The 23,606-nt window shown below is 72.2% G+C and carries 25 protein-coding genes; 18 read left to right on the top strand and 7 right to left on the bottom strand.

All coding sequences use genetic code 11. The annotated features are described in order from the left end of the window. Positions 1-240 precede the first annotated feature (240 nt). The 11 genes from AC060L_RS10240 (at position 241) to AC060L_RS10190 (ending at position 12,207) form a co-directional block, all read left to right on the top strand. Positions 241-1,311 (top strand): glucose-1-phosphate thymidylyltransferase, encoded by a 1,071-nt coding sequence (locus tag AC060L_RS10240; protein WP_483798313.1) that lies wholly within the window; start codon positions 241-243, stop codon positions 1,309-1,311. After that, entirely contained in the window at positions 1,308-2,336 is a 1,029-nt protein-coding gene (locus tag AC060L_RS10235) for a Gfo/Idh/MocA family protein (RefSeq protein ID WP_483798312.1), read from the top strand. The genes AC060L_RS10240 and AC060L_RS10235 overlap by 4 nt, the downstream gene beginning before the upstream one ends. 380 nt (positions 2,337-2,716) lie before the next feature. Then, positions 2,717-3,985 (top strand): beta-ketoacyl-[acyl-carrier-protein] synthase family protein, encoded by a 1,269-nt coding sequence (locus AC060L_RS10230; protein WP_483798311.1) that lies wholly within the window; start codon positions 2,717-2,719, stop codon positions 3,983-3,985. Then, complete coding sequence (locus tag AC060L_RS10225) at positions 3,982-5,199, top strand: ketosynthase chain-length factor (protein ID WP_483798310.1); 1,218 nt, start codon at positions 3,982-3,984, stop codon at positions 5,197-5,199. Before AC060L_RS10230 ends, AC060L_RS10225 begins: the two co-directional genes overlap by 4 nt. 83 nt (positions 5,200-5,282) lie before the next feature. Then, complete coding sequence (locus AC060L_RS10220; protein ID WP_483798309.1) at positions 5,283-5,552, top strand: acyl carrier protein; 270 nt, start codon at positions 5,283-5,285, stop codon at positions 5,550-5,552. 128 nt (positions 5,553-5,680) lie between these two features. Next, a complete protein-coding gene (locus tag AC060L_RS10215; protein WP_483798308.1) occupies positions 5,681-6,751 on the top strand; it encodes an acyltransferase domain-containing protein in 1,071 nt (356 codons plus the stop codon). 141 nt (positions 6,752-6,892) lie between these two features. After that, complete coding sequence (rfbB, locus tag AC060L_RS10210; RefSeq protein WP_483798307.1) at positions 6,893-7,873, top strand: dTDP-glucose 4,6-dehydratase; 981 nt, start codon at positions 6,893-6,895, stop codon at positions 7,871-7,873. Between the two features lie 28 nt (positions 7,874-7,901). Continuing rightward, complete coding sequence (locus AC060L_RS10205) at positions 7,902-9,059, top strand: nucleotide disphospho-sugar-binding domain-containing protein (protein ID WP_483798306.1); 1,158 nt, start codon at positions 7,902-7,904, stop codon at positions 9,057-9,059. Between the two features lie 13 nt (positions 9,060-9,072). Continuing rightward, complete coding sequence (locus tag AC060L_RS10200; protein ID WP_483798305.1) at positions 9,073-9,840, top strand: NAD-dependent epimerase/dehydratase family protein; 768 nt, start codon at positions 9,073-9,075, stop codon at positions 9,838-9,840. Positions 9,841-9,875: 35 nt separating this feature from the next. Beyond that, positions 9,876-11,081 (top strand): nucleotide disphospho-sugar-binding domain-containing protein, encoded by a 1,206-nt coding sequence (locus tag AC060L_RS10195; protein ID WP_483798304.1) that lies wholly within the window; start codon positions 9,876-9,878, stop codon positions 11,079-11,081. Positions 11,082-11,109: 28 nt separating this feature from the next. Beyond that, a complete protein-coding gene (locus AC060L_RS10190) occupies positions 11,110-12,207 on the top strand; it encodes a MupA/Atu3671 family FMN-dependent luciferase-like monooxygenase (RefSeq protein ID WP_483798303.1) in 1,098 nt (365 codons plus the stop codon). Positions 12,208-12,379: 172 nt separating this feature from the next. Here AC060L_RS10190 and AC060L_RS10185 read toward each other — a convergent pair whose 3' ends face one another. Both AC060L_RS10185 and AC060L_RS10180 read right to left on the bottom strand, forming a co-directional pair. Continuing rightward, positions 12,380-12,961, bottom strand: coding sequence for a rhomboid family intramembrane serine protease (locus AC060L_RS10185; protein ID WP_483798302.1), 582 nt, complete (start codon positions 12,959-12,961; stop codon positions 12,380-12,382). 200 nt (positions 12,962-13,161) lie between these two features. Continuing rightward, positions 13,162-14,199 (bottom strand): class I SAM-dependent methyltransferase, encoded by a 1,038-nt coding sequence (locus AC060L_RS10180; RefSeq protein WP_483798301.1) that lies wholly within the window; start codon positions 14,197-14,199, stop codon positions 13,162-13,164. Positions 14,200-14,381: 182 nt separating this feature from the next. On the opposite strand from AC060L_RS10180, the gene AC060L_RS10175 reads away from it, so the two are divergent. The 3 genes from AC060L_RS10175 to AC060L_RS10165 all read left to right on the top strand — a co-directional run bounded on the left by AC060L_RS10175 (position 14,382) and on the right by AC060L_RS10165 (position 16,953). Continuing rightward, positions 14,382-15,620, top strand: coding sequence for a nucleotide disphospho-sugar-binding domain-containing protein (locus AC060L_RS10175; protein WP_483798300.1), 1,239 nt, complete (start codon positions 14,382-14,384; stop codon positions 15,618-15,620). 149 nt (positions 15,621-15,769) lie between these two features. Beyond that, complete coding sequence (locus tag AC060L_RS10170) at positions 15,770-16,186, top strand: hypothetical protein (RefSeq protein ID WP_483798299.1); 417 nt, start codon at positions 15,770-15,772, stop codon at positions 16,184-16,186. Positions 16,187-16,332: 146 nt separating this feature from the next. After that, positions 16,333-16,953, top strand: a complete 621-nt coding sequence (locus AC060L_RS10165; protein WP_483798298.1) for a hypothetical protein — start codon at positions 16,333-16,335, stop codon at positions 16,951-16,953. On the opposite strand, the gene AC060L_RS10160 is transcribed toward AC060L_RS10165, so the two are convergent. The 4 genes from AC060L_RS10160 to AC060L_RS10145 form a co-directional block, all read right to left on the bottom strand. Beyond that, a complete protein-coding gene (locus AC060L_RS10160) occupies positions 16,939-17,466 on the bottom strand; it encodes a hypothetical protein (RefSeq protein WP_483798297.1) in 528 nt (175 codons plus the stop codon). The genes AC060L_RS10165 and AC060L_RS10160 overlap by 15 nt on opposite strands. A gap of 99 nt (positions 17,467-17,565) precedes the next feature. Further along, positions 17,566-18,513 (bottom strand): hypothetical protein, encoded by a 948-nt coding sequence (locus AC060L_RS10155; protein WP_483798296.1) that lies wholly within the window; start codon positions 18,511-18,513, stop codon positions 17,566-17,568. Between the two features lie 154 nt (positions 18,514-18,667). Then, the gene (locus AC060L_RS10150; RefSeq protein ID WP_483798295.1) at positions 18,668-18,871 is read right to left on the bottom strand and encodes a DUF397 domain-containing protein; all 204 of its coding nucleotides are present in this window, start codon (positions 18,869-18,871) and stop codon (positions 18,668-18,670) included. After that, positions 18,864-19,703: a helix-turn-helix domain-containing protein gene (locus AC060L_RS10145; RefSeq protein ID WP_483798294.1), complete on the bottom strand. Its 840-nt coding sequence runs from the start codon at positions 19,701-19,703 to the stop codon at positions 18,864-18,866. The genes AC060L_RS10150 and AC060L_RS10145 overlap by 8 nt, the downstream gene beginning before the upstream one ends. A gap of 131 nt (positions 19,704-19,834) precedes the next feature. Here AC060L_RS10145 and AC060L_RS10140 point away from each other — a divergent pair, with 131 nt between their 5' ends. From AC060L_RS10140 to AC060L_RS10130, 3 genes are all read left to right on the top strand, one after another. Further along, positions 19,835-20,080, top strand: a complete 246-nt coding sequence (locus AC060L_RS10140) for a hypothetical protein (RefSeq protein ID WP_483798293.1) — start codon at positions 19,835-19,837, stop codon at positions 20,078-20,080. Further along, positions 20,061-20,474 (top strand): hypothetical protein, encoded by a 414-nt coding sequence (locus tag AC060L_RS10135; protein WP_483798292.1) that lies wholly within the window; start codon positions 20,061-20,063, stop codon positions 20,472-20,474. The genes AC060L_RS10140 and AC060L_RS10135 overlap by 20 nt, the downstream gene beginning before the upstream one ends. Positions 20,475-20,700: 226 nt before the next feature. Then, positions 20,701-21,282 (top strand): Uma2 family endonuclease, encoded by a 582-nt coding sequence (locus AC060L_RS10130; RefSeq protein WP_483798291.1) that lies wholly within the window; start codon positions 20,701-20,703, stop codon positions 21,280-21,282. A gap of 78 nt (positions 21,283-21,360) precedes the next feature. Here AC060L_RS10130 and AC060L_RS10125 read toward each other — a convergent pair whose 3' ends face one another. Further along, a complete protein-coding gene (locus tag AC060L_RS10125; RefSeq protein WP_483798290.1) occupies positions 21,361-22,749 on the bottom strand; it encodes a serine hydrolase domain-containing protein in 1,389 nt (462 codons plus the stop codon). A gap of 93 nt (positions 22,750-22,842) precedes the next feature. Between AC060L_RS10125 and AC060L_RS10120 the strand changes: the two genes are divergently transcribed. After that, on the top strand, positions 22,843-23,517 hold the full coding sequence (locus tag AC060L_RS10120; protein WP_483798289.1) for a TetR/AcrR family transcriptional regulator C-terminal domain-containing protein: 675 nt from the start codon (positions 22,843-22,845) through the stop codon (positions 23,515-23,517). Positions 23,518-23,606 lie beyond the last annotated feature (89 nt).

Genomic DNA, 23,606 nt, shown 5'->3' with positions numbered 1-23,606 from the left:
GGAGCTCCCGTAAGGGGGGAGGAGGGTCGGGTATCCCGGGGGGGGGGAGCAGCACCGCATCGGGGCCGCCCTGCTGCTGAGCTGCCTCCTGGCCGCCTTTTCGCACACCACCCGGGTTCGAGGGCGGCTCAAGCCGCGCGTCCGATGGTTTCGACGTCCGAGCGGATCCCGGAGCGCAGCGGCTGCGCCCGGTGCCTGCCCGTCTTCCGGGGGCAGGTCGTCGCGGTGAGGGAGACATCCATGAAGGCCCTGGTCCTGTCGGGCGGAACGGGCACCCGCCTGCGCCCCTTCAGCTATTCGATGCCAAAGCAGCTCATTCCGATCGCCAACAAGCCGGTGCTGGAGCACATTCTGGAGAACCTGCGAGAGCTCGGGGCAACCGAGATCGGCATCATCGTCGGGGACCGCGCGGAGGAGATCTCCGCGGTGCTCGGCGACGGTTCGCGCCACGGCGTGCGGATCACGTACATCCAGCAGGACCGGCCGCGTGGACTGGCGCACTGCGTCCAGGTCGCCCAGCCCTTCCTCGGTGACGACGACTTCGTGATGTACCTCGGGGACAACATGCTCCCCAAGGGCGTCACCGACGTGGCCGAGGAGTTCCGGGCCAAGCGGCCCACCGCGCACGTGGTGGTCACCAAGGTGGCTGACCCGCGCGCCTTCGGGGTGGCCGAGCTGGACGCCGACCGCCAGGTCACCCGGCTGGTCGAGAAGCCCAAGCAGCCGCGCAGCGACCTCGCGCTGATCGGCGTCTACTTCTTCACGCCCGCCGTGCACGAGGCGGTGGCCGCGATCAAGCCCAGCGCCCGCGGCGAGCTGGAGATCACCGACGCGATCCAGTGGCTGGTCGAGCGCGGTGACCAGGTGCTCGCCTCGGAGTACGCCGGCTACTGGCGGGACACCGGCCGGGTCGAGGACGTGCTCGAGTGCAACCGCGAGCTGCTCGACGACCTGCGCGGCGAGGTGCTCGGCGAGGTGGACGAGCTCAGCGAGCTGGTCGGCCCGGTGCTGGTCGAGGCGGGTGCCAAGGTGGTCCGCTCGCGGATCGAGGGGCCGGCCGTGATCGGCGCGGGCAGCCTGGTCGAGGACAGCCAGATCGGCCCGCACACCTCGATCGGCAAGGACTGCACGCTCAGCGGCGCCCGGGTCGAGTACTCGATCGCGCTGGACGGCGCGACGGTCCGCCACGTCCGCGGCATCCACGGCTCGCTGATCGGCCGCTCGGCGCTGATCAGCCTGGCCGCGCAGCCCGACGCGACCCGCCACCGCCTGGTGGTCGGCGACCACACCACGGTCGAGGTCGCGGCGTGACGCTCGGCCTTGGCGGTACGGACGGTCAGGGCAGGACGGGTGCGCAGCCGGTGCGGATCGGCGTGCTCGGTGCGGCCGACATCGCCTGGCGGCGGGTGCTGCCGGCGGTCGAGGCCACGCCGGACGCCGAACTCGTCGCGGTGGCCAGCCGGGACCTGGTCCGGGCACAGCAGTTCACCGACCGCTTCGGCGGCCGGCCCGAGCCGGGGTACGCGGAGCTGCTGGAGCGGCCCGACGTCGAGGCGGTCTACGTGCCGCTGCCCGCCGCGCTGCACGCCGACTGGGTGGAGCGGGCGCTGCTGGCCGGCAAGCACGTGCTGGCGGAGAAGCCGCTGACCACCGAACGGGCCCGCACCGCCGAGCTGTTGGCGCTGGCCCGGGAGCGCGGCCTGGTGCTGATGGAGAACGTGATGTTCGTCCACCACCCGCAGCAGGCGGCGGTGCGCCGCCTGCTGGCGGAGGGTGCGATCGGTGAACTCCGGTCGTTCCGGGCGGCCTTCGCGATTCCCCAACTGCCGCCGGACGACATCAGGTTCAATCCGGAGCTGGGCGGCGGTGCGCTGCTGGACGTCGGGTACTACCCCGTCCGGGTCGCGCTGCACCTGCTCGGCGGCGGGCTCGAACTGCTCGGCGCGACGCTGGACCGCCCCGCGGGGCTCGCCGTGGAGACCGGCGGTGCGGCGCTGCTGCGCACGCCCGAGGGGGTCTCGGTGCAGCTGACCTTCGGGATCGGCTACGCCTACCGCTCGGAGTACGAGCTGTGGGGGTCGAAGGGACGCCTGCGGGTGGACCGGGCGTTCACCCCGCCGGCCGACCACCGGCCGCAGCTGGAGCTCGAACTGCCTTCGGGGCGGGAACAGCTGACGCTGGAGCCGGCCGACCAGGTGGCCGCCACGGTGGCCGCCTTCACGGCGGCGGTGCGCGGCCGGTCCGCGGCCGCCGAGACGGCGGACCACGACGCCGTGCTGGAGACCGCCGCGCTGCTGGACGCGATCCGGCGCGCGGGCGGCCCGTCGCCGGCCTGATCGCCGTCGGCGCGATCGCTGTCGGGCCGGTCGGCCCGATCGTCTGCGGCCTGAGCACCGCTGGTCCAACCGGATTCGAGCCCGTGTCTAGCCGGCCCGCCAACCATGGCGGTGCCGGTCGGCCCGCGGGTGTGAACCGGGCCACCGCGCACCCTGCCGCGGCGGCCCGTCCGGCGGACCGTCCGCCATCAGCGGACCGCCCCGCCGTCCCGCGTCCCGCCCGCCACCAGCGGCCGGTCGCGCGGACCGACGCCGGACCCACGGGGGTGGACGGCTTCCCCACCCGTCCGCCCCCAGGGGCCGGCCCATCGCCGGTCCCGTCCAGAACTTCCAGGAGGGAAAGCAGAGATGACTCCGACATCGAAGAAGGAGGTTCGGTCATGACCCGCCGCGTGGTGATCACCGGACTGGGCGTGGTCGCCCCGGGCGGGATCGGGGTGAAGGCCTACTGGGACATGCTCACCGCCGGCCGCTCGGCCACCCGGACGATCACCCACTACGACCCCTCGCCGTTCCGCTCGCAGGTCGCCGCCGAGGTCGATTTCGACCCGCAGGCCGCCGGGCTGAGCCTGCGCGAGATCAACCGCCTCGACCGGGCGGCGCAGTTCGCCGTGGTCAGCTCCCGTGAGGCGCTCACCGACAGCGGTCTCGAACTGGACCGCATCGACCCGCTGCGGATCGGCACCACGCTCGGCAACGCGGTCGGCTGCACCACCAGCCTGGAGCGCGAGTACGTCGCGGTCAGCAGCTCCGGCCGGGACTGGGAGGTCGACCACCGGTACGCGGTTGCCGAGCTGTACCGGCACTTCGTGCCCAGCTCGATGGTGCAGGAGCTGGCCTGGACGGCCGGCGCCGAGGGCCCCGCCGCGCTGGTCTCGACCGGCTGCACCTCCGGGCTGGACGCGATCGGCCACGCCGCCGAGCTGATCCGCGAGGGCACCGTTGACATCGTGGTGGCCGGCGCCACCGAGGCGCCGATCTCGCCGATCACCTCCGCCTGCTTCGACGCGATCCACGCCACCACCCCGCGCAACGACGACCCGGAGCACGCCTCCCGGCCGTTCGACCGCACCCGCAACGGCCTGGTGCTCGGCGAGGGCGCGGCGACCGTGATCCTGGAGGACCTGGAGAGCGCCCGCGCCCGCGGCGCGCACATCTACGCCGAGGTCGCCGGCTTCGCCTCGCGCTGCAACGCGCACCACATGACCGGTCTGAAGGCGGACGGCCGCGAGATGGCCGAGGCGATCGACGTCGCGATGGCGCAGGCCCGCTTCGACCGCGGCGACGTGGACTACATCAACGCGCACGGCTCCAGCACCAAGATGAACGACAAGCACGAGACGGCCGCGTTCAAGCGCAGCCTGGGCCACCACGCGTACGACACGCCGGTCAGCTCGATCAAGTCGATGATCGGCCACTCGCTCGGCGCGATCGGCGGTCTGGAGATCGCCGCCTGCGCGCTCGCGATCGAGCACGGCGTCCTGCCGCCGACCGCGAACCTGCTGGAGCCCGACCCCGACTGCGACCTGGACTACATCCCGCTGACGGCCCGTGAGCAGCGCACCGACGTGGTGCTCAGCGTCGGCAGCGGCTTCGGCGGCTTCCAGACCGCGATGGTGCTGGCCAACCCCGAGAGGAGGACCCTGTGACGGCGACCGCCGTGGTGACCGGCCTGGGCATCACCGCCCCCAACGGCCTGGGCACCGAGGAGTACTGGCAGAACACGCTGGCCGGCACGAGCGGCCTGGGCGAGCTGACCCGGTTCAACGCCGAGCGCTACCCGAGCCGGATCGCCGGCGAGGTGTCCGGCTTCGTCCCGCAGGAGCACGTCTCCAGCCGGCTGCTGCCGCAGACCGACCACATGACCCGGCTCGCGCTGGCCGCCGCCAACTGGGCGATCCAGGACGCCGAGCTGCGCCCTGAGGAGCTCGACGAGTACGGCATGGGCGTGGTCACCGCGGCCTCCGGCGGCGGTGTCGAGTTCGGCCACCGGGAGCTGCAGAACCTCTACCGGGACGGCAAGGAGTACGTCAGCGCGTACCAGTCCTTCGCCTGGTTCTACGCGGTGAACACCGGCCAGATCTCGATCCGGCACAAGATGCGCGGCCCGAGCGGCGTGCTGGTCACCGAGCAGGCGGGCGGCATCGACACGCTCGGCCACGCCCGCCGGCACATCCGCAACGGGATCCCGGTCGTCGTCGCCGGCGGTGTGGACGGCGCGCTCTGCCCGTGGGGCTGGGCGGCCCAGATCGCCACCGAGCGGCTCAGCACGGTCAACGACCCGCAGCGCGCCTACCTGCCGTTCGCGGCCGAGGCCGGCGGCTACGTCCCCGGTGAGGGCGGCGCGATCCTGCTGGTCGAGGACGCCGAGGCGGCCAAGGCCCGCGGCGTCGAGCGGGTCTACGGCGAGGTCGCCGGCTACGCGGCCACCATGGACCCCAACCCGGAGTCCGGCCGCCCGCCGGGTCTGCGCCGGGCCGCCGAGCAGGCGCTGGCCGACGCCGGCATCACGCCGGCCGACGTCGATGTGGTCTTCGCGGACGGCGCGGGCGTGCCCGAGCTGGACCGGATCGAGGCCGAGGCACTGGCCGCGGTCTTCGGCCCGCGCGGCGTCCCGGTGACCGCGCCCAAGAGCATGACCGGCCGCCTCTTCGGCGGCGGCGCGGCGCTGGACGTGGCCACCGCGCTGCTCAGCATCCGCGACGGCGTCATCCCGCCGACCGCGAACGTGGCGGCCGCGGCCGAGGACTACCGGCTCGACCTGGTCACCGGCAGCGCCCGGGAGCTCCCGGTGCGCACCGCGCTGGTGCTGGCCCGCGGCTACGGCGGCTTCAACGCCGCGCTGGTCGTCCGCGCGGTCTGACGCGCGTCGTCTGACACGCGGAACCGGCCCCCAGACCCCCACTTTCCTGCACCGCCCCCAACCCCTTACGAGAGGACCGCGGCATGCCTATCTCCACCAATGTCATCGAGCTCGAGGACCTGACCCGGCTGCTCCGCGAGAGCGCGGGCGAGGAGGAGGGCGTCGACCTGGACGGCGATGTGCTCGACGTCCCGTTCATCGAGCTGGGCTACGACTCGCTCGCCCTGCTGCAGGTCACCGGCCGGATCCAGCGCGAGTACGGCGTCGAGGTGCCGGACGACGCGGTCGCCGATGCCGAGACCCCGCGCGCCCTGCTGGAGCTGGTCAACGCGGCCGAGCGCATCGCCGCCTGACACGGCTTTCTGATTCACCGTCAGATCGCTGACGGTCAGTCTCCGGACCCGCCCCACCGTCCCCCAGCGGTGGGGCGGTCCGCGTTGTGGACCGCCCGACCGCCCGACTCCGAGGAGGCACCAGCACCATGACCACGACCCCGATCGACAATGCCACCACCACCGCACCGCGCCCGGTCGCGCTGCTGCTCCCCGGCCAGGGCGCCCAGCAGCCCGCCATGGCGTACGGCCTGTACGGCACCGAGCCGGCCTTCACCGAGGCCGTCGACGAGGTCTTCGGGCTGCTCGGCGCCGAGGGTGCGCGGATCCGCGCCGACTGGGCGGCCGACCACCCCGACGTGCCGCTGGAGCACGTCAGCCGGGCCCAGCCGCTGCTCTTCGCGGTCGACTACGCGCTCGGCCGGATGCTGCAGGACTGGGGCGTGCGCCCGGCCGCGCTGCTCGGCCACAGCGCCGGCGAGGCCGCCGCGTCCGCGCTGGCCGGCGTCTTCTCGCTGCCCGACGCGGTCGCGCTGCTCGCCGAGCGGATCGAGCGGATCGCCGCCGCCCCGCCCGGCGGCATGCTGGCCGTCGCGGCCACGCCGGAGCAGGTCGCGCACCGGCTCACCGAGCGGGTGGTGATCGGCGCCGTCAACGCGCCGGCCCAGCTGCTGCTGGCCGGGCCGGAGCCGGAGCTGACCGCGGTCGGCGACGCGCTGAAGGCGGACGGGCTCACCGTGCTGCGGGCGAAGGCGACCGCCGGCTTCCACAGCCCGTCCGTCGCGCCCGCCTGCGAGGCGCAGATCCCCTCCTTCGCGCGGGCCAGGCCCAAGGCACCGGCGATCCGGACCGTCTCCGGCTACACCGCCGCCGACCTGGACCGGGAGACCGCGCACGACCCGGTGTTCTGGGCGATGCAGCCGGCCGAGCCGGTGCTGTTCGGCCCGGCGCTGGACCACCTGCTCGCCGACGGGCCGTACCTGCTGGTGGAGGCCGGCCCCGGGCAGAGCCTGTGCGGCCTGGCGCGCCGCCACCCGGGCGTGCAGCGCGGCGGCAGCGCGGTGCTGCCGCTGCTGCCGGCCCGCACCCGGGCGGCGCACGGCGACCGCCTCGCGGTGCTCAAGGCCGCCGAGCAACTCACGGCCGAGGGCTACGAGTTGCGTGCCGGCGTGCTGGACCGGCTGGCCGCGGCCGCCGCTCCCGAAGCCGTCGCGGCCTGACCGCGTGCCGAGGGCTTCGACGCAGGATCGATCCCGGTTCGAGGGCGCCGCCCGATCCTCGGTCCGGTCACAACCGCCGGGCAACCCGCAGATGGAAAGGACATCTCCCATGGTCTCGACAGTGCACAAGGCGGTGGCGGCATGAAGGTCCTGGTCACCGGTGGTGCCGGGTTCATCGGCTCCCACTACGTCCGGTCGCTGCTCGACGGCGCCTACCCCGGCTACGAGGACGCCCAGGTCACCGTCCTGGACAAGCTGACCTACGCCGGCAACCTCGACAACCTCCCCGAGGGCCACGAGCGGCTGGAGTTCGTCAAGGGCGACATCTGCGACCTGCCGCTGCTGGAGGAGGTGCTCCCCGGCCACGACGCGGTGGTGCACTTCGCCGCCGAATCGCACGTGGACCGCTCGCTCCACGGCGCGGCCGAGTTCGTGCGCACCAACGTCGGCGGCACCCAGAGCCTGCTGGAGGGCTGCCTGCGGGCCGGCGTCCAGCGGGTGGTGCACGTCTCCACCGACGAGGTCTACGGCTCGATCACCGAGGGCTCCTGGACCGAGACCTGGCCGCTGCTGCCCAACTCCCCGTACGCGGCGTCGAAGGCGGGCAGCGACCTGGTCGCCCGTGCCTACTGGCGCACCCACGGCCTGGACGTGTCGATCACCCGCTGCTCGAACAACTACGGCCCGTACCAGCACGTCGAGAAGCTGATCCCGCTCTTCGTCACCAACCTGCTGAACGGCAAGCCGGTTCCGCTCTACGGCGACGGCGCGAACGTGCGCGAGTGGCTGCACGTGGACGACCACTGCCGCGCGATCCAGCTGGTGCTGACCAAGGGCAAGGCCGGCGAGATCTACAACGTCGGCGGTGGCAACGACGCCACCAACAAGGAGATCACCTCCCGCCTGCTGGAGCTGTGCGGCGCGGACTGGAGCCTGGTGCGCCGGGTCGAGGACCGCAAGGGCCACGACCTGCGCTACTCGCTGGACGACAGCAAGATCCGCGCGGAGCTCGGCTACGAGCCGCAGATCGGCTTCGAGCAGGGCCTGGCCTCGGTCGTCGAGTGGTACAAGGCCAACCCGCAGTGGTGGCAGCCGCTCAAGAACGACACCAACGCCGCCTGAGCGCGGCCGGAACCCAAGGAGTCGACCGATGCGGGTCCTGCTGACCACCGCACCGCTGCAAGGGCACCTCTTCCCGCTGGTGCCGCTGGGCTGGGCGCTGCGGGCCGCGGGCCACCAGGTACTGGTGACCGCGCCCGAGAACTTCACGTCCGACATCACCGCGACCGGGCTGCCGGCCGCCGCCACCGCCGAGCCGATCAGCTTCGAGGGCTTCATGCTCCGCGATCGGGCCGGCAATCCGGTGGTGCCGCCGGCCGACCCCGTCGCGCGCAAGCAGACCAGCGGACGGGCCTGGGGGCGCCTCGCCGCGCACACCCTGGACGGCACGCTGAAGCTGATCGAGGACTGGCGTCCCGACCTGGTCATCAGCGAACCGACCGAGTACGCGGGCCAGTTGGCCGCCACCGCGCTCGGCGTGCCGTGGATCGAGCCGGGCCTGAGCCTGTCCGACTTCACCGACCTGCGGCCCGGCGCACTCGAGGAGCTGGCCCCCGAGCTGGCCCGCCTCGGCATGACCGACCTCCCGGTGCCGAACCAGGTGCTGGACGTCCGGCCGCCCTCGCTGCGGCGCGGCCCGGCGCGCGGCCCCGAGATGCGCTACCTGCCGTACGGCGGCGCGGGCCGGCTGCCCGAGTGGCCGGCGCCGCAGGCCGGCCGGCCGCGGGTCTGCCTGACCCTGGGCAGCCTGCTGCCCGAGCACGGCCGGCTGGACTTCCGCGGTCAGCTCTTCGGGCTGATGACCGCGCTGGTCGGCCTCGGCACCGAGGTGGTCGTCGCGGTCTCCGACCGGGTGGCCGCCGGATGGGGGCCGCTGCCGGACGGTGTGGTCGGCGCCGGCTGGATGCCGCTGGACCAGACGCTGCCGCAGTGCGATCTGCTGATCAGCCACGGCGGCCCGGGCTCGGTCTTCGCCGGGATGGCGCACGGCGTGCCGCAGCTCTGCCTGCCGCAGACCTCCGACCAGTTCCTGAACAGCGACCTGCTGTCCGCGAACGGCCTGGGTCTGGGCCTGCTGCCCGCCGAGGCCGACACCGAGGCGGTGCTGGCCTCCGCGCGGGTGCTGCTCGACGACGCCTCGTACCGCGCGGCGGGCCTGGCGATGGCGGCCGAGATCGCCGCGATGCCCTCGCCGGCCGCGCTGGTGCCGGTGCTGGAAGGGGCGGCAGCCGCCGTCCCTCGCGTGTGAGGGGTTTGTCGGCATGCACATCATCGGCCGCGGCTTCCTGGCCGCCCACCTCGCCCCGATCCGGCACAAGCACGAGGGCGCCGTGCTGCTCGCCGCCGGGGTCTCCTGGGCGGCGGGCACCTCGGCGGACGCGTTCATCCGTGAACAGGCACTGGTGCACGACATGATCCGGCGCTGCCTGGCCGACGGCACCCGGCTGGTGGTCTTCTCCACCGCCTCGGCCGGCATGTACGGCGCGGCGGGCTGCGCCGGCCGCGAGGACGACCCGGTGCAGCCGCAGAGCCCGTACGGCTGGCACAAGCTGGCGGTCGAGTCGGCCGTGCGGGCCTCCGGGGTGGACCACCTGATCCTGCGGGTCGGCCACCTGATCGGGGCCGGCCAGCCCGCGCACCAGATGCTGCCCACGATGGTCCGCCAGATCGTCGAGGGCGAGGTCACGGTCTACCGCGGCGCGGCCCGGGACCTGATCGACGTCGAGGACGCGGTGGCGGCGGTGGACCGGCTGCTCGAACTCGGCGTCAGCCGGGACGTGGTGAACATCGCCACCGGGCACGCGGTGCAGGTGGAGCTGGTGGCCGAGCGGATCGAGCAGCGGCTCGGGCGCTCGGCCCGCCGGCGGTACGTGGAGTCCGCCGACGCCGGGGGCGGGCACCGGATCGACGTCGCGAAGCTGCACCGGCTGATCCCCCCGCACGGCGGGCTCGGACCGGACCGGAGCGGGTACTACCGGCGGCTGATCGACAAGTACGTCCCGCAGCCGCTTTCTGTGGACGTTTCCTGACCCGTAAGCCGTAACGCCGTATGAGGAGAGCACCGGTGCGTTTCCTGTTCGTCACTGCGGCGGTCCCGTCGCACTTCTTCACCCTGGCGCCGTTCGCCTGGGCGCTGCGGGCCGCCGGTCACGAGGTGCGGGTGGCCACCCAGCCCGAGCTCGTGGACACCGTGCTGCGGGCCGGGCTGCCGGCCGTGCCGGTCGGTGGCGAGGCCGCGTTCGCGGCCCGCTACCGGGCCGCCGTCGAGTCCGGCGCGGTCGCGCGCGGCGAGAGCAACGCCAAGGACCCGAAGGTGAAGTTCGTCGCGGTCGCGGACGGCATGGCGGACGAGCTGGTCGCCCACGCCCGCGCCTGGCGGCCGGACGCGGTGGTCTGGGAGCCGACCGCGCTGGCCGGCCCGCTGGCCGCCGCCGCGGTCGGCGCGCTCTCGCTGCGCTACCTCTGGGGCCCCGACATCGTCGGCCGTGGCCGCGGCCGCGAGCATCTGCCGCCGCAGTTCCGCGAGTTGTTCGCCCGCTTCGGCATCGACCTCGACGAGGTGCCGCCGTGGTGGACGATCGACCCGGTGCCGGACGGCATGCAGGTGGCCGGGATCGAGCGGCGGCTGCCGGTGCGGTACGTCCCGTTCAGCACCGCCGGGCACGTGCCGGACTGGTTCCTGCGCCGGCCTGACCGGCCCCGGGTCTGCGTCACGCTGGGCGTCACGATGAACAGCACGATGGGCGACCACGCCTTCGTCACGCCGCGGCTGCTGGCGACGCTCGCCGAGCTGGACGTCGAGCCGGTCACCGCCGTGGTGGCGGACCAGGCCGCACTGCTCGGCACGCTGCCGGCCGGCGTGCGGGTCGCCGAGGACAGCGCGCTTGACCTGCTGCTGCCCTCCTGCGACCTGCTGATCCACCACGGCGGCGCCGGCTCGATGCTGACCGCCGCGCTGCGCGGGGTGCCGCAGCTGACCCTGCCGCAGGCCCCCGACCAGGGCTTCTACGCCGCCCAGTTGGCCCGGACCGGAGCCGGCCTGGTGCACGCGGTGGGGGAGTCCGAGTCGTCCGAGCAGCCGTCCGAGCCGCTCGCAGGGCTGCGCGAGACGGTCGGCGAGCTGCTCGGGCAGCCGTCCTACCGGGCGGCGGCCGACGCGCTGCGCGCGGAGCTGCTCGCCCGGCCGACCCCGGCCGCGCTGGTGCCGGTGGTCGAGCAGCTGGTCGCCGAGCGCTCATCCGTATCCGCTGTGCACCCGACTTCGCACTGAGAACGAGCACTGAGCTAGGAGCTGTCTGATGCAGAACCAATCCGAATCCGACTCCGCCGCACTGGAGTTCGGCCTCTTCTTCTTCGCGGCGGTCGGCGACGACGCGGGCCGCGCCTACCGGCTGCTGCTGGACAGCGCCCGTCGCGCCGACCAGCTGGGCTTCTCCTTCGTCTCCACCCCCGAGCGGCACTTCCACCGCTTCGGCGGTGCGTTCCCCAACCCGGCCGTCACCTCCGCCGCGCTGGCCGCAGTGACCGAGCGGGTCCAGCTGCGGGCCGGCAGCGTGGTCACCCCGCTGCACCACCCGGCCCGGATCGTCGAGGACTTCGCGATCGTAGACGGCCTCTCCGGCGGCCGGGTCGGCATCTCGGTCGGCTCGGGCTGGAACGTCAACGACTTCGTCCTCGCCCCCGACGTCTTCGACGGCCGGCGCGAGCGGGTGGTTGCCGACATCGCCGCGATCCGGGCGGCCTGGGCCTCCGGCACCTGGACCGGCGCCAACCCGCGCGGCACCGAGGTGACGCTGGAGCTGTTCCCCAAGCCGGTCCAGCGCGAGCTGCCGATCTGGACCACCGCCTCGCGCAGCGAGGAGACGTTCCGCGAGGCCGGCCGACTGGGCACCAACGTGCTCACCCACCTGGAGAACCAGGACATCGAGGGCCTGGCCGGCAAGATCGAGACCTATCGCGCGGCCCGCGCCGCCGGCGGCTTCGACCGGGGCAAGGTGACGGTGATGATGCACACCTACGTCGCCGCCACGCCCGAGGACGCCCGCTCGGTCGCGCTGCCCTGGCTGAAGCAGTACCTGCTGACCGCGATCGACCTGGAGGCCCGCGCGGTCAAGTCCGGCGGCTCGATGAGCGGCGGGCGGCAGGGCCGCGACTTCATGGCGCAGGACGCGGCCCGGCTGCGGCTCGCCGAGCTCGGCGCCAACCGCTACCTGGACGGCACCGCGCTGATCGGCTCGGTCGAGGAGTGCACCGAGGTCGCGCGCCGGGTCAGGGCCGCGGGCGTGGACGAGATCGCCTGCCTGGTGGACTTCGTCGGCGACCCGGACGCGGTGCTCGGCGGCCTTGAGCACCTGAACGCGGTGCGCGAGGAGTTCGCCGCGCTGCCGGTCGGCTGACGGCCGGACGGCTTGGGACCAGCAGACACACGCGAGGCGGCACCACCGGTCGGACCGGTGGTGCCGCCTCTCCGTCGGTCCGGACCCGGAAACGCCGAAGGCCCCCGACCGAGGCTTCGAGCTCGGTCAGGGGCCTTCGACGTGCGTCCGTGTGCTTCTGCGGGACGGCGGCTCAGCGCAGGCCGCGCCGGCGGCGGGTCAGCAGCAGGCCACCGCCGAGCAGCGCGCCGGCCAGCAGCGGCAGGCCGTGCACGTCGCGCAGCGCGGTGTCCACGACCGCGCCGGCCAGCAGCGCACCGGCCGTGATTTTCAGCCGGCTGCGCACCGGCGCGGGCAGCCGGGACGCGCCCGGCTGACCGGACTCCAGCAGCAGCCAGGCGATCAGCGCGCCGAGCAGACCGCAGTCGCCGACCGAGTTGCCGGCGCCGGTCGGCTGCCACGCGTAGCCGATCGCCTCGCCGACCGCGGCCGGCACCAGGTAGAGCGCGAAGGTCGCGCGGGTGCCGAAGATCCGTTCCACCGGGATGCCGAGCGCCAGGATGGCGGGCACGGTGATCACGGTCTGCCACGGCGGGTCCTGCACCAGCAGCGGGGTGATCGACCGCCACCAGTCGCCCGCGTGCGGGTTGCGCCGCAGCACCTCCAGCAGGTGCGGGAACGGGAACTGCAGCGCGGTCACCGCGCCGGTCACCAGGAACACCGTGATGGTGGCCGTCGGCAGTCTGCGTCCGCGCGCTTCGGTCGCCGCGGACATCGTGATTCCTTCAGGTCGCGTACCAGCCACCCTGCCCACCTCAGTCTCTGCTCTGTCCGCCCTGCTCCGAACTGCGCGAGCCCGTTCGCCGACCGGTGGCCGGCGGACGGGCGCAGTGCACTGCTCCATTCACCCACATCGCGCTTGACCCGCGCTTGAGTCGCCGTCGCCCGGCCGTTCGCCGAGCTCCGGGGCCTCGCTCAGCCCTGGGGGCGCTGCGCCACCAGGATCCGCAGCGGGAGGCCGGGCCGGGCGTGCCGCTCGGTCTCGGTCAGCCCGGCCGCGGCCAGCATCCGCTCGTGCGCGGCCGTGGAGTGCAGCTCGCCACCGGGCGTCCAGGAGAGCATCAGCAGGCCGAGCAGGTGCGCGTGCGGCTCCTCGGCCGGCGGCTGGTCACCGGTGGTGAAGCCGAGCACCACCAGCCGGCCGTCCGGCTTGAGCGCGCCGGCCAGCCGCTGGAGCAGCTCGGCGGCCCGCTCGGGCGAGAAGTGGAAGAGCAGGTTGCCGACCACGATCAGGTCGTACGGGCCCTCCAGCGGCGCGTCGAAGGCGTCGCCGGGGATCAGCTGCACCCGGTCGCGCACGTCGAGCCGCTTGGCGTGGCGCTCGGCCACCTCCAGCACGGTCGGCCAGTCCTGCGACCAGATCCGGGCCTGCGGCTGTCGCTGCGCCAGCACGTAGCCGGCCAGGCCGTGGCCGCAGCCGACGTCCAGCACGTCCAGGCTCTCCCGGCCGCCGGCCCACGGCTCCAGCACGTCGGCGAGCAGGTTCGCGGCGCGCAGCGTGCCGAAGGTGGTGTTGTCGGCGAAGTCCACCCAGTACGGGAAGTCCGGCGCCAGCGCGTCCACGCCCTCGACCGGACCGCCGCCGCGCACGGTCGCGGCCAGGTTGCCGAGCGCCTCCCACTCGCCCTGGCTGGAGGCCACCTTGGCGATCCCGCCGCAGTACTGCGGGCTGCCGCTGACCAGCAGCTGCGCGCCGCCGGGCGCCAGCGCGTACCGTCCGTCCGTCTCCTCGACGAGCAGTTCGAGCCCGGCCAGCGCGCCGAGCAGCAGCCGGGTGCCGCGCTCATCGGTGCCGAGGCGCTCGGTGATCGCGGCCGCGTCGGCCGGCCCGTCGGCGAGGACGTCGAAGACGCCCAGCTCGACCGCGGCCCGCAGCACCGCGGTGGTCTTGAACCCGGCCATCATCTCGAACAGCCGCTGGGGCGTCAGCTGCGCGGGTGCTGCTTCGGTCACGACCCGATCCCTCCGTCCGTGGGTGTCCGCCGCCGGCGGACCTTCGGCGGGCAGGATCGCGGGGGTCGCTGCAAGGCCACTCGAACCCGCTTGGAGCCTTGCCGAATTGAGCCCCGCTCGAGCAACTCCCGGCACCCTGCACCCGCACCCCTCTCCTCACCTACCTCCCTGGAGCGGCTCTGATGCGCGTGCTGTTCACGGTCTCCGCCTGGAGCGGGCACTACTTCCCGCTCGTCCCGCTGGCCTGGGCGCTCCAGTCCTCCGGGCACGAGGTGCGGGTGGCCTGCGCGCCCTCGCAGAGCGAGACGCTCTCCCGCGCCGGGCTGACGCCCGCGCCGGTGCTGGCCGACGTCGACATCACCTTCCTCGGCCGGCTGCAGAACGTCTGGGACGCGCAGGAGAAGGTCTGGCCGTTCCCCGAGCTGCCGCCGCACCCGATCACCGGGAAGCCGATGGCCAGCCTCGCCGAGTTCCCGTTCGGGACCTTCGCCCGGGAGAGCGGCGCGCGGCTGGCCGAGCCGACCAAGCGCAGCTTCGACGCCGCCGTCGCGTTCGCCCGCGAGTGGCGGCCCGACCTGGTGGTGCACGAGCTGCTCAGCATGGACGGCCTGCTCGCCGCGAAGGTGCTCGGCATCCCCGCCGTGCTGCACCTGTGGGGCCCGGTCGGCACCCACGAGGACGAACCCGGCCTGCGGCTGCGCCCGAACGACCTCACCGGCACGTTCCGCCGCTACGGCGTAGGGGAGTTGAACGCGGACGCGATCGAGTACGTGATCGACCCGTGCCCGCCCGGGATGACCCCGCTGACCACCGCGACCCGCCTCCCGATGCGCTACGTCCCCTACAACGGCCCCGGCGCGATGCCCAGTTGGCTGCTGGAGCCGCCGGCCAAGCCGCGCGTCTGCGTGCTCTGGGGCAACTCGGTCACCAAGATGGTCGGCCCGCAGGCCTTCGCGCTGCCCTCGGTGATCGAGGCGCTCTCCGGCCTGGACGTCGAGACGGTCCTCGCCGTGAACCCGACCGACGCCGCGGCACTCGGCGAACTGCCCTCCTCAGTACGGGTGATGGAGCACTTCCCGGTCAACCAGCTGCTGCCCTCCTGCGACCTGGTGGTCCACCACGGCGGCGCCGGCAGCCTGATGACCGCCGTCGCCGCGGGCATCCCGCAGCTCGTCCTGCCGTGCGCGATGGACCAGTACCTCAACAGCCGCCGCCTCGCCGCCACCGGCGCCGCCATCGACCTCCCCACCCACCGCGCCGACACCGCCTCCCTGCGCACCGCCGCCGAGTCCCTGCTGACCAACCCCTCCTACCGCACCGCCGCCGAAACCCTGCGCGACCAGATGCTGGACCGCCCGACCCCGCTGGACCTGGTGCCGCAGCTGGAGAAGCTGGCGGGGGTGGCGCGCCGGACGGGGTGAGGCCCGGGCGTCGATCCGATATTGAGTAAGTGCGACCTCTGTACGCGATGTTGATCGTCTGTCAGTATGCGTGAGCGCGCCACTTGGAACATGCACAGGATGCACACCCCAGCGTCAAATCCACCGTCACCTGACCTCGGGAGTTCCCCATGCACGGCACCCTCGCCCGAATCTCCGTCACCCGTCGGATCGCGCTTGCGGGTGTCGCCGCGGCCGCCGCCTGCTCGGCCGCTCTCGCCACCGCGCCGGTTGCCCAGGCCGCACCGCTGCGGCCGAACGTCACCGCAGGCGTGTACTGCCAAGCGGAGCCGATCGGCAACAACCCGATTCACCAGGGAGACGTCGAGTGCACCATCGGTGGCCTCTCCGGCGTCGCCCCATACGCGATCACCTGGAACTTCGTCAACGCCTGGGCCGTCCTCGGCGGCGGCAACGGCACCACCGACGCCACGGTCAGCTGCTTCGCGGGCAACACGGTGACGGCCATCGTCACCGTCACCGACAGCACGGGCGCGACGACCCAGGATCGCGATTCGGCCCTGTGCATCATGGGCCCGACTCGCTGACCCCTGCACCACCGCTTCGGCTCCGCCGAGCACCCGGGTGCCCAGCAGCGGAGCGGGGCCCGTCACACCCGCCTGGTGTGGCGGGCCCTGCCGTGCCGGCTTTCGGGCCCGGCCGCGATGTCGGTGGTGCCCGTTAGCCTGGCGCCATGACCCTGCTGAGCCATACCGTGCTGGCCGACCCGGAGTTCTTCGTTCCGGCGGTGCCCGACTCCCCGCCGGGCGGTGTCGCCTGGCTGCGCTCGTCCGTCGCGCGGTTCAGCAGCGGTGAGGCGCACCGGCGACGGCGGGCGCTGGTGGAGGCCGAGTTGGCGGGCGTCGATCCGGACGGCCTTCGGGTGCGGGCAGCCGAGCGTGGGGACGGCCCGGTCGAGGTGCTCGCTGAAGCACTCGGCCTGCCTGCGGACGTCGCGGACGATGTCGCGGTGGTGGCGAAGTCCTACCAGCCGCACACCGCGATCACCGAGGAGGCCGATCGCGCCGTTGCCCGGCTGATCGAGGTGTGCGGTGGCGTCGCGGACGAGGCCACGGCCAACCGGATCGCGCTGCTGGTTCAGGCGTGCGACGCGACCAAGGCCCTGGTGGCGAACACGCTGGCCGGCCGGACCGATCCGCCGGTGCCGCTGACCCGCCGAGTGGCGCCGGACGGCACGCTCGTGGAGGTCAGTCTGGCAGAGGCCCCGTTCGGCGCGGGCCCGCATGCGTGCCCCGGCCGCGCGCACGCACTCGCCTTGGCGGCCGGCCTGGTGGAGGCCTCAGGAAACAGCTGACGCGTCGGCGTTGGCGAGGATCCGCCGTACGTCCCAGGCGTGGTGCGTCCCGTCGTGCGCGTTGTTGCGGGCGACGTCTTCGGCACGCTGGATCCCGCGAGCGGCGTGGTGCAGTGCTGTCTGCTGGTCGAGGGCGGTGGTCACCTCCTGGACCCAGGCGGTGACCGCACCTTGGAGCGACCAGAGCGCTGCGGCGGGCGCGATCTCGTTGTAGCAGCGGGCCTGGCCGAGAAGGTCCTGGTCGTACCCGGGAACGTCAGTCACCCCGCCGAGCCGGGCCCCGGCGAGCCGCTCGGCCCAGGTGCGCAGGTTGTCGGTCACGTGGCAGACGTACCCGGCGGCCGTCCACCCGAGCTCCGGATGCCGCTCGTTCCCGTGGCGTCCGGCAAGGAGAGCGGAGAAGGTGGGGGGGAAGTCATCCACCAGCGCGATCGCCTCGTGGGCGGTCAGCGACCAGTCGTAGCCACAGTCCCGACAGGGACTCCCATACAGATTCGCACCCCAGAGTTCCATGGAAGGCGAGCGTAGCGCGGCGGGCCGATCAGGGGCATCCACAGCACCTTCCCGCCGAGCGATACGGGACTTGGCGCCCGCTCAGCCGTCTCAGTGTCCTCAGTCGGGCAGTTCGACGTTCCACGTGCGATTGCCCGCCGGGTTGACGGTGATCGGCACCGAGGCGTCCGGGTTCTCGGGGTCGAACACCGATTCCACCCGGTGGACCATTTCGTCACTGGTCCAGAACGGTTCGTTCTTGGTGAACCGGCCACCCCGCTTGCGGCGGACCTTCCAGCGGAACCTGACCTCGTAGGAGGAGAGCCAGTAGCCGTTGGTCATCCTCATGTTGCCCGAGAACCCGGGGCTGTCGACGAAGGTGATGTGATCGGCCTCGTTGACGACGTTTCCGTCCATGGTGTTGTAGGGCGGACGGAAGGGACCGTCCACGACCCAACCACGCTTGGACCTCTTGGGACGGTAGTTCACCGCGTCCGGCGCGATCTGGCGGTTCTCGTCGGTGACCTCCTGCCAGAAGTCGTACGCGTCCGCCGCCGGCGTCGTCATCCCGTCCGCCCGGCGTAGCGTCGCGTCCTGCTCGAAGCCGATCTCGTGACTGCCTGCGAGCGACTGTTCTTGGGGACCGACGTAACGGGAGGTGAACTGAAGGGTGGGATTGCCGATCTCCTCCGGCTCCCCCGCCTTCTCCTTGCCCTTCACGGACGTCCCGGCCTTCCCGCTGCGCGTGGCCCTGGTCGCCTGCTGGTCCTTCTCGACGCGCTGCTGTTGCTGCGGCGGGCTGGCGCCCCGCTCGATGCCGGACTCGTCCTGGGTCCGCTTCGATCGCGTGCTCGGTGCGGCCCAAGGGACCTTCGGCCGCCCCCCACTGATCCCCCCGACCATGCGGCTCACCGCCGCATTGCCCACGGTGCGCTGGAGGGCGCCCGCCTGAGCGGGCGTCATCGGGCCCCGGCCCGGAGCGCCACGGTGGTCGCGCGTGCTGTCCTCGGGCGGCCGGATCAGGTTGCGGGCGTCCTCGTCCTTGTCCCGCCCCTTGCGCATACGCACAGCAGCCGTTCCCCTCGCATCGGCGGAACACGGTCCATGCGACGGTAGGCGGCCGACGGGCGGCAGTTCAAGAGCCCCCGTACACACGACGGGGCAGCAGGAGCGCCCTCCGAGGACAGCCGCGCCCTGCGCTTTCGGGCAGCCGGGGATGTGATCAGACCGAGCCGAAGTCGCCGGCCTTGACGGCGGCGATGAACGTGGCGAAGGAGGTGGAGGAGAGGATGAGCGCCGGGCCGTCGGGGTCCTTGGAGTCACGGAGCGGGACGACACCGGGGAGACCGGGCGCGACCTCGATGCACTGGCCACCGCCGCTGCTGTGGGAGCTCTTACGCCACTGAATGTCCGTCAGGTCATGCATGGTTCTCAAGTTCCTTCCGTACCTTACGGATCATGGCAAGGGACTCGGCCTGGGACAGAGCCTCGACCTGAAGCCGATCGTAGCGCGTGACCAACAAGGCCACGGTTTCGGCATCTCGTTCGAGGTAGCCGCGTTGCTCGGTCTCGGTGTAGCCGAGCAGCGTGCGATCCGGAAGCGTCAGGATGGTCACCGGGTGAGAGAACGGCCGCTCTTCGCCGAGCGAGTACGGCGCCACCTGAATGATGACGTTTGACCGTTGCGCCATCTCCTCCAGGTGGCACAGCTGCCTCTGCATGGCCTCGATGCCTCCGATTTGGCGCCACAGACAGCTCTCGTCCATGACGACCTGCACGATCGGGGGTGGCGTCCGGTCGAACAGCTGCTGGCGGGTGAGGAGGAAGGCTACGCGTTCGCTGGCCTCGTCCTGAGTGAGAAGGCCCTGTCTGACGTGCCCGGACTCCAGTGCAGTTCGGTACTCCTTGGTCTGCAGTAGGCCGGGGATCACCCCGATTTCGAACAGTCGGATGATGATGGCCTCAGCTTCGTGCACAGCGAACTGGGAGAAGCCCTCGATCAGTGCCACATGGTTCTTCATCTGCCACCACAGCAGTTCGAGCGTTCCGCCCGTCTCCAGCGCGACATCGGCTCGCAGGGCGAAGTCGATGCTCGGCCGCTTCTTCGCCTGTTCGATGTAGGAGATCAATGCAGCGGAATAGCGCAACAGTTTGCCCAGCTGCGCCTGAGTCAAGCTCTTCGCTTCACGCGAGCGCCGGAGCTGAACTCCGAACGCATGCAAGGGAGATGCCGTCGGGTCAAGATCGTTGATGTACATCGCCGAACCCCCAGGATCACCTGACGAAGTGTCAAGTCAGTGCGCTTCCGATGGTAGCTCACCGTGGAGTACTAATAGCCACAGAGTCACAAACTGGCTCAACGAACAGCCCCACATCCCAGGGAACCCCCATGTCATCTCCCCTCTCCCGCCACACCGCCGACGCCCGCGAGCAGGCCGCCTCCGTCTTCGACGACCTCACCGCCGTCCTTCATCTCGCCCGGATCAACCTGCCCAGTACCGGCGTGGACTGGGCATCGGGCCAGCGCACCGGGGTCTTCCTGATCGACCTCGGTGCCGCCCGGGCCGACGTGATCGGCAAGCTCGTGACCGTGCTCCGTGATGGGGTGAAGTTCCGTGACCAGCAGTCCAATTGACCGCCTCGGCGACCCCGACGAACGCGCCCAGCGAGCCGAGGCCCAAGAGGCCGTCGAGGAACTGGCCGCCGCGCTGGCGCTGGGTGGAATTCCTCCGTTCCCCGCGCTCACGGCGGGGCGGATCACCTTCACGCCCGACGGGGTTCACATCGAACTCGGTGGCTGCGGGATCCGCACCGTCCGGGCGCTCACCGCGTACCTCACCGAACACGCTCGCTGTACCGGCCGGATCATTCCCGGCGAGCTCGTGCCCACTGGACTGGCCGAGCTGCCCCCTGTGCGCAAGGAGCTGAACCATGAGCAGCGAATCCAGCAGGATGACCCTCCGCACGTACCGGATCACCGCCGCCGGCAAGCGGATCCCGCTGACCCGCAAGCGGACGGTCCACGGTGAACCCGGCTTCTTCGCGAGTCGCCTGATCGACCGCTGGCCCGACTGCCGCTGCCCCCGCCATCGCCCCCAGCCGATCCCGCCCGCCCCCAAGCGGGCCCGATAGCCGGTGCGGCGCCCCGCACGGTGTTTCACCCTCGCGCGCCATGGCCTTGTCGGTAGCGTCCGCTATCGTCGGAAGCGGGACGGGTTGGTCCTCCCCAGGCATGCGACGGAAGGATGGCAGGCTGTGACCGCTCTCTCCGATCGCCCCCAGATGCTGCCCGAAGAGTTCGAGGAATTCGCCCGCTCTGCTGCCCGTACCGCCGAGGGCGTACGGCTTGAGTTCATCAACGGGAAGCTGGGAGTCAAGCCGGAGCCGGACGGCGACCACGGCCGCATCATCCAGTGGCTGATGCGGATCTGCCTCCAGATGAGGCCTGACCTCTACCTGCACGACCAGGGGTTGAAGATCCAGACCTACCGAGGCGGACATGCCCGTCCGGATGCGGCACTGGCCCCGAGTGAGGCGTTCGTGGGTCAGGGGGACTGGGCCGACGCCGACGAGGTGCTGATGGTCGTCGAGGTCACGTCCTACGACTCCGACACCGACCGCCGGGACCGCGTCGAGAAGCCTCGCGCCTGTGCCGAGACGCGCATTCCGATCTATCTCCTCATCGACCGCGACAGCTGCGAGGTCACCGTCCACAGTGAGCCCGACGGTGTCCGCTATGAGCAGATGCGGACGCTTCCGTTCGGGAAGTCCGTCGTCCTGCCCGACCCCGTCGGTATCATGTTGGACACCGAGCCGCTGCAGAACTGGATCCGCTGACCCCACCACCGCATCCGGGAACCCGGCGGGTGGCCGGCCTGTCGATGGACCACGACCAGTGGCCCGAACCCGACCCGGTCACTGCACCCGGGTGAACAGGCGCCCGGCGAGGTCCACGCCCACCACCGTGCCGTGCTCGTCGCGGGTGAAGTAGCCGCGCTGACCCGCGAGTCCACCGTTGGTGACGATGTACTCGTCGGTGTCGTCCGGCAGCAGGCCAAAGGCGGCCGGGGGGTAGTCCTGTGGCAGGTCGGTGTCGGCCGCCGCGCGGATCTCCGGCCGGATCCGGATGTCGAGTTCGAGGGATGACCCGTCCGTGCGGATGGTGAAGGTCATGGCGTCGATCTCGTACTCGCCGACGATCTCGCGGGCGCGCGCCGCGTCGTACGGCAGCGGCTCCGGGTCGCGGTCGGTGACGCCCAGGTAGGTCTCCAGGACCCAGCGGACGATGGCCTGGTTGCACGGGATGCCGTCCGGGCCGGCGTTGGACATCACGACGACGGCGAAGTCCCGCTCGGGCACGAGGAGCAGCTCGGCGAACTGGCCGTTGCCCGAGCCGCCGTGGCCGATCGTGCGCACGCCGTCCACCTCGCGCAGGAACCAGCCGATGCCGATCGCGTCGCCGAGCGAGCTGGCCCGCAGCGCGACGGTCGGGGCCTGCATCCGGTGCAGCAGTTCGGCCGGCAGCAGCGTGGTGCCGTCCGGCGCGTGGCCGTCACCGAGGTGGAAGCGGGCCCAGCGGAGCTGGTCGGCAACGGTGGAGGCGAGGCCGCCGCCGGGGTTGTTGCCGCGGGTGTCCTTCCAGGGGCGGGCGACCGCCGGCGCGCCGTCCTCGTCGGGGTAGTGGCCGAGGGCGAAGCGGCGGGTCAGCACGTCGCCGAGCGCGAAGAAGCTGTCCGTCAGCCCGAGCGGCTCGAAGACGAGCGAGGCGACGGCCTGCTCGTACGGCAGGCCGGTGACCTTCTCCAGGATCCGCCCGGCCAGGTTGTATCCGGCCTGGCTGTAGGAGGAGCGGGTGCCGGGCGGCGCGATCAGCGGCAGCTCAGCCAGCATCGCCACGAAGTCGGCCAGGGCGACTTCTCCGTCGCCGGTGTCGGCGATCACGTTCCAGTCCAGGCCCGCGGTGTGGTTGAGCAGGTTGAGCACGGTGATCCCGGCGGCGACCTGCTCGTCGGCGAGCACGAGCTCGGGTACGTAGCGGCGCACCGGCGCGTCCAGCTCGATCCGGCCGTCGGCGACCAGGCGCAGCAGCGCGGTCGCCGTGAACGTCTTGGTGACCGAGCCGACCGAGAACAGCGTGTCCCGGTCGATCGGCAGCGGGTTGTCGACTCCGGTGACGCCGTGGCACGCGAAGACCTCACGGCCGTCCGCCCAGACCCCGACGGCGACGCCCGGGATGCCGAACCGCGTGGCGGTCTCCCCGACGAAGTGGGTCAGCTTCTCCTGTGACATTCCGGTGTGTGACATTCCGTCCCCTTCGGCTCCACTGCTGACTTGTACATTGTTCAAGTGAAAGGTAGCCCCGACTTGAACAGTGTGCAAGTCAGCTATCGTGAACGCATGCCGCGCGACACCCTCACCCGTGAACAGATCGTCAACACCGCCGTCGAACTGCTGGACGCCGATGGTCTCGAAGGCCTGAACATGCGCGCGCTGGGCAAGCGGCTCGGCTCGGCGGCCACTGCCGTCTACTGGCACGTGGGCAGCAAGGACAACCTGATCGTGCTCGCCGGCGACCAGGTGTGGCACGAGATCGCGCTGCCCGACCCGGCCACCGTCGGCTGGCGCACGGCCGCCGCCGCGATGGCCGCCGACCTGCACGCGATGCTCGTCCGTCACCCCTGGCTGGTGCAGGCCTTCGGCTCGCTGCTGATGTTCGGGCCGGGCAAGGCGCGGCACGACGATCACACGCTCGCCGTCTACGAGCAGGCGGGGTTCGTCGGCGCGCGGGCCGACCGGGCGGCGGCCGCCGTCTTCACCTACGTGCTCGGCAACGCGCTCGGCTCGGCCGCGGTGGCCTCGCTCGACCGCAGGCTCGCCCGCGAGGGTGAGGCCGGCGAGCTGATGCGCGAGGGTATGGCGAAGGCCCGCGAGGCGGCTGCGGAGTTCCCGCGTCTGCGCGCCCGCCTGGAGACGGTGGCCGCCACCGAGTACGCCGCCGCGCCCGAGGACAGCTTCGCGTTCGGCCTGCACGCCCTCCTCGACGGCCTGGCGGCCCAGCTCGACGGAGCGTGAGCCCGGAGAACGCGTGAGGCGCCCGCCCCGGAAGTCCGGGGGTGGAGCCCTCCCTTTTTTTTGCAAAGGAAGGGAAGGGTCTCCTAACC

It is taken from the genome of Kitasatospora sp. NEAU-69, from assembly GCF_057158765.1.
Note: the sequence above shows the minus strand (reverse complement) of the source record. Positions and strands in the feature narration are given on the sequence as shown.

What these genes read in the sequence shown, in the direction of transcription:
- AC060L_RS10240 (WP_483798313.1), top strand. Translation starts at nt 241, where the DNA reads ATGAAGGCCCTGGTCCTGTCGGGCGGAACGGGCACCCGCCTGCGCCCC.
- AC060L_RS10230 (WP_483798311.1), top strand. Translation starts at nt 2,717, where the DNA reads ATGACCCGCCGCGTGGTGATCACCGGACTGGGCGTGGTCGCCCCGGGC.
- AC060L_RS10220 (WP_483798309.1), top strand. Translation starts at nt 5,283, where the DNA reads ATGCCTATCTCCACCAATGTCATCGAGCTCGAGGACCTGACCCGGCTG.
- AC060L_RS10215 (WP_483798308.1), top strand. Translation starts at nt 5,681, where the DNA reads ATGACCACGACCCCGATCGACAATGCCACCACCACCGCACCGCGCCCG.
- rfbB (WP_483798307.1), top strand. Translation starts at nt 6,893, where the DNA reads ATGAAGGTCCTGGTCACCGGTGGTGCCGGGTTCATCGGCTCCCACTAC.
- AC060L_RS10205 (WP_483798306.1), top strand. Translation starts at nt 7,902, where the DNA reads ATGCGGGTCCTGCTGACCACCGCACCGCTGCAAGGGCACCTCTTCCCG.
- AC060L_RS10200 (WP_483798305.1), top strand. Translation starts at nt 9,073, where the DNA reads ATGCACATCATCGGCCGCGGCTTCCTGGCCGCCCACCTCGCCCCGATC.
- AC060L_RS10190 (WP_483798303.1), top strand. Translation starts at nt 11,110, where the DNA reads ATGCAGAACCAATCCGAATCCGACTCCGCCGCACTGGAGTTCGGCCTC.
- AC060L_RS10185 (WP_483798302.1), bottom strand. Translation starts at nt 12,961, where the DNA reads ATGTCCGCGGCGACCGAAGCGCGCGGACGCAGACTGCCGACGGCCACC.
- AC060L_RS10175 (WP_483798300.1), top strand. Translation starts at nt 14,382, where the DNA reads ATGCGCGTGCTGTTCACGGTCTCCGCCTGGAGCGGGCACTACTTCCCG.
- AC060L_RS10170 (WP_483798299.1), top strand. Translation starts at nt 15,770, where the DNA reads ATGCACGGCACCCTCGCCCGAATCTCCGTCACCCGTCGGATCGCGCTT.
- AC060L_RS10165 (WP_483798298.1), top strand. Translation starts at nt 16,333, where the DNA reads ATGACCCTGCTGAGCCATACCGTGCTGGCCGACCCGGAGTTCTTCGTT.
- AC060L_RS10160 (WP_483798297.1), bottom strand. Translation starts at nt 17,466, where the DNA reads ATGGAACTCTGGGGTGCGAATCTGTATGGGAGTCCCTGTCGGGACTGT.
- AC060L_RS10150 (WP_483798295.1), bottom strand. Translation starts at nt 18,871, where the DNA reads ATGCATGACCTGACGGACATTCAGTGGCGTAAGAGCTCCCACAGCAGC.
- AC060L_RS10145 (WP_483798294.1), bottom strand. Translation starts at nt 19,703, where the DNA reads ATGTACATCAACGATCTTGACCCGACGGCATCTCCCTTGCATGCGTTC.
- AC060L_RS10140 (WP_483798293.1), top strand. Translation starts at nt 19,835, where the DNA reads ATGTCATCTCCCCTCTCCCGCCACACCGCCGACGCCCGCGAGCAGGCC.
- AC060L_RS10125 (WP_483798290.1), bottom strand. Translation starts at nt 22,749, where the DNA reads ATGTCACACACCGGAATGTCACAGGAGAAGCTGACCCACTTCGTCGGG.
- AC060L_RS10120 (WP_483798289.1), top strand. Translation starts at nt 22,843, where the DNA reads ATGCCGCGCGACACCCTCACCCGTGAACAGATCGTCAACACCGCCGTC.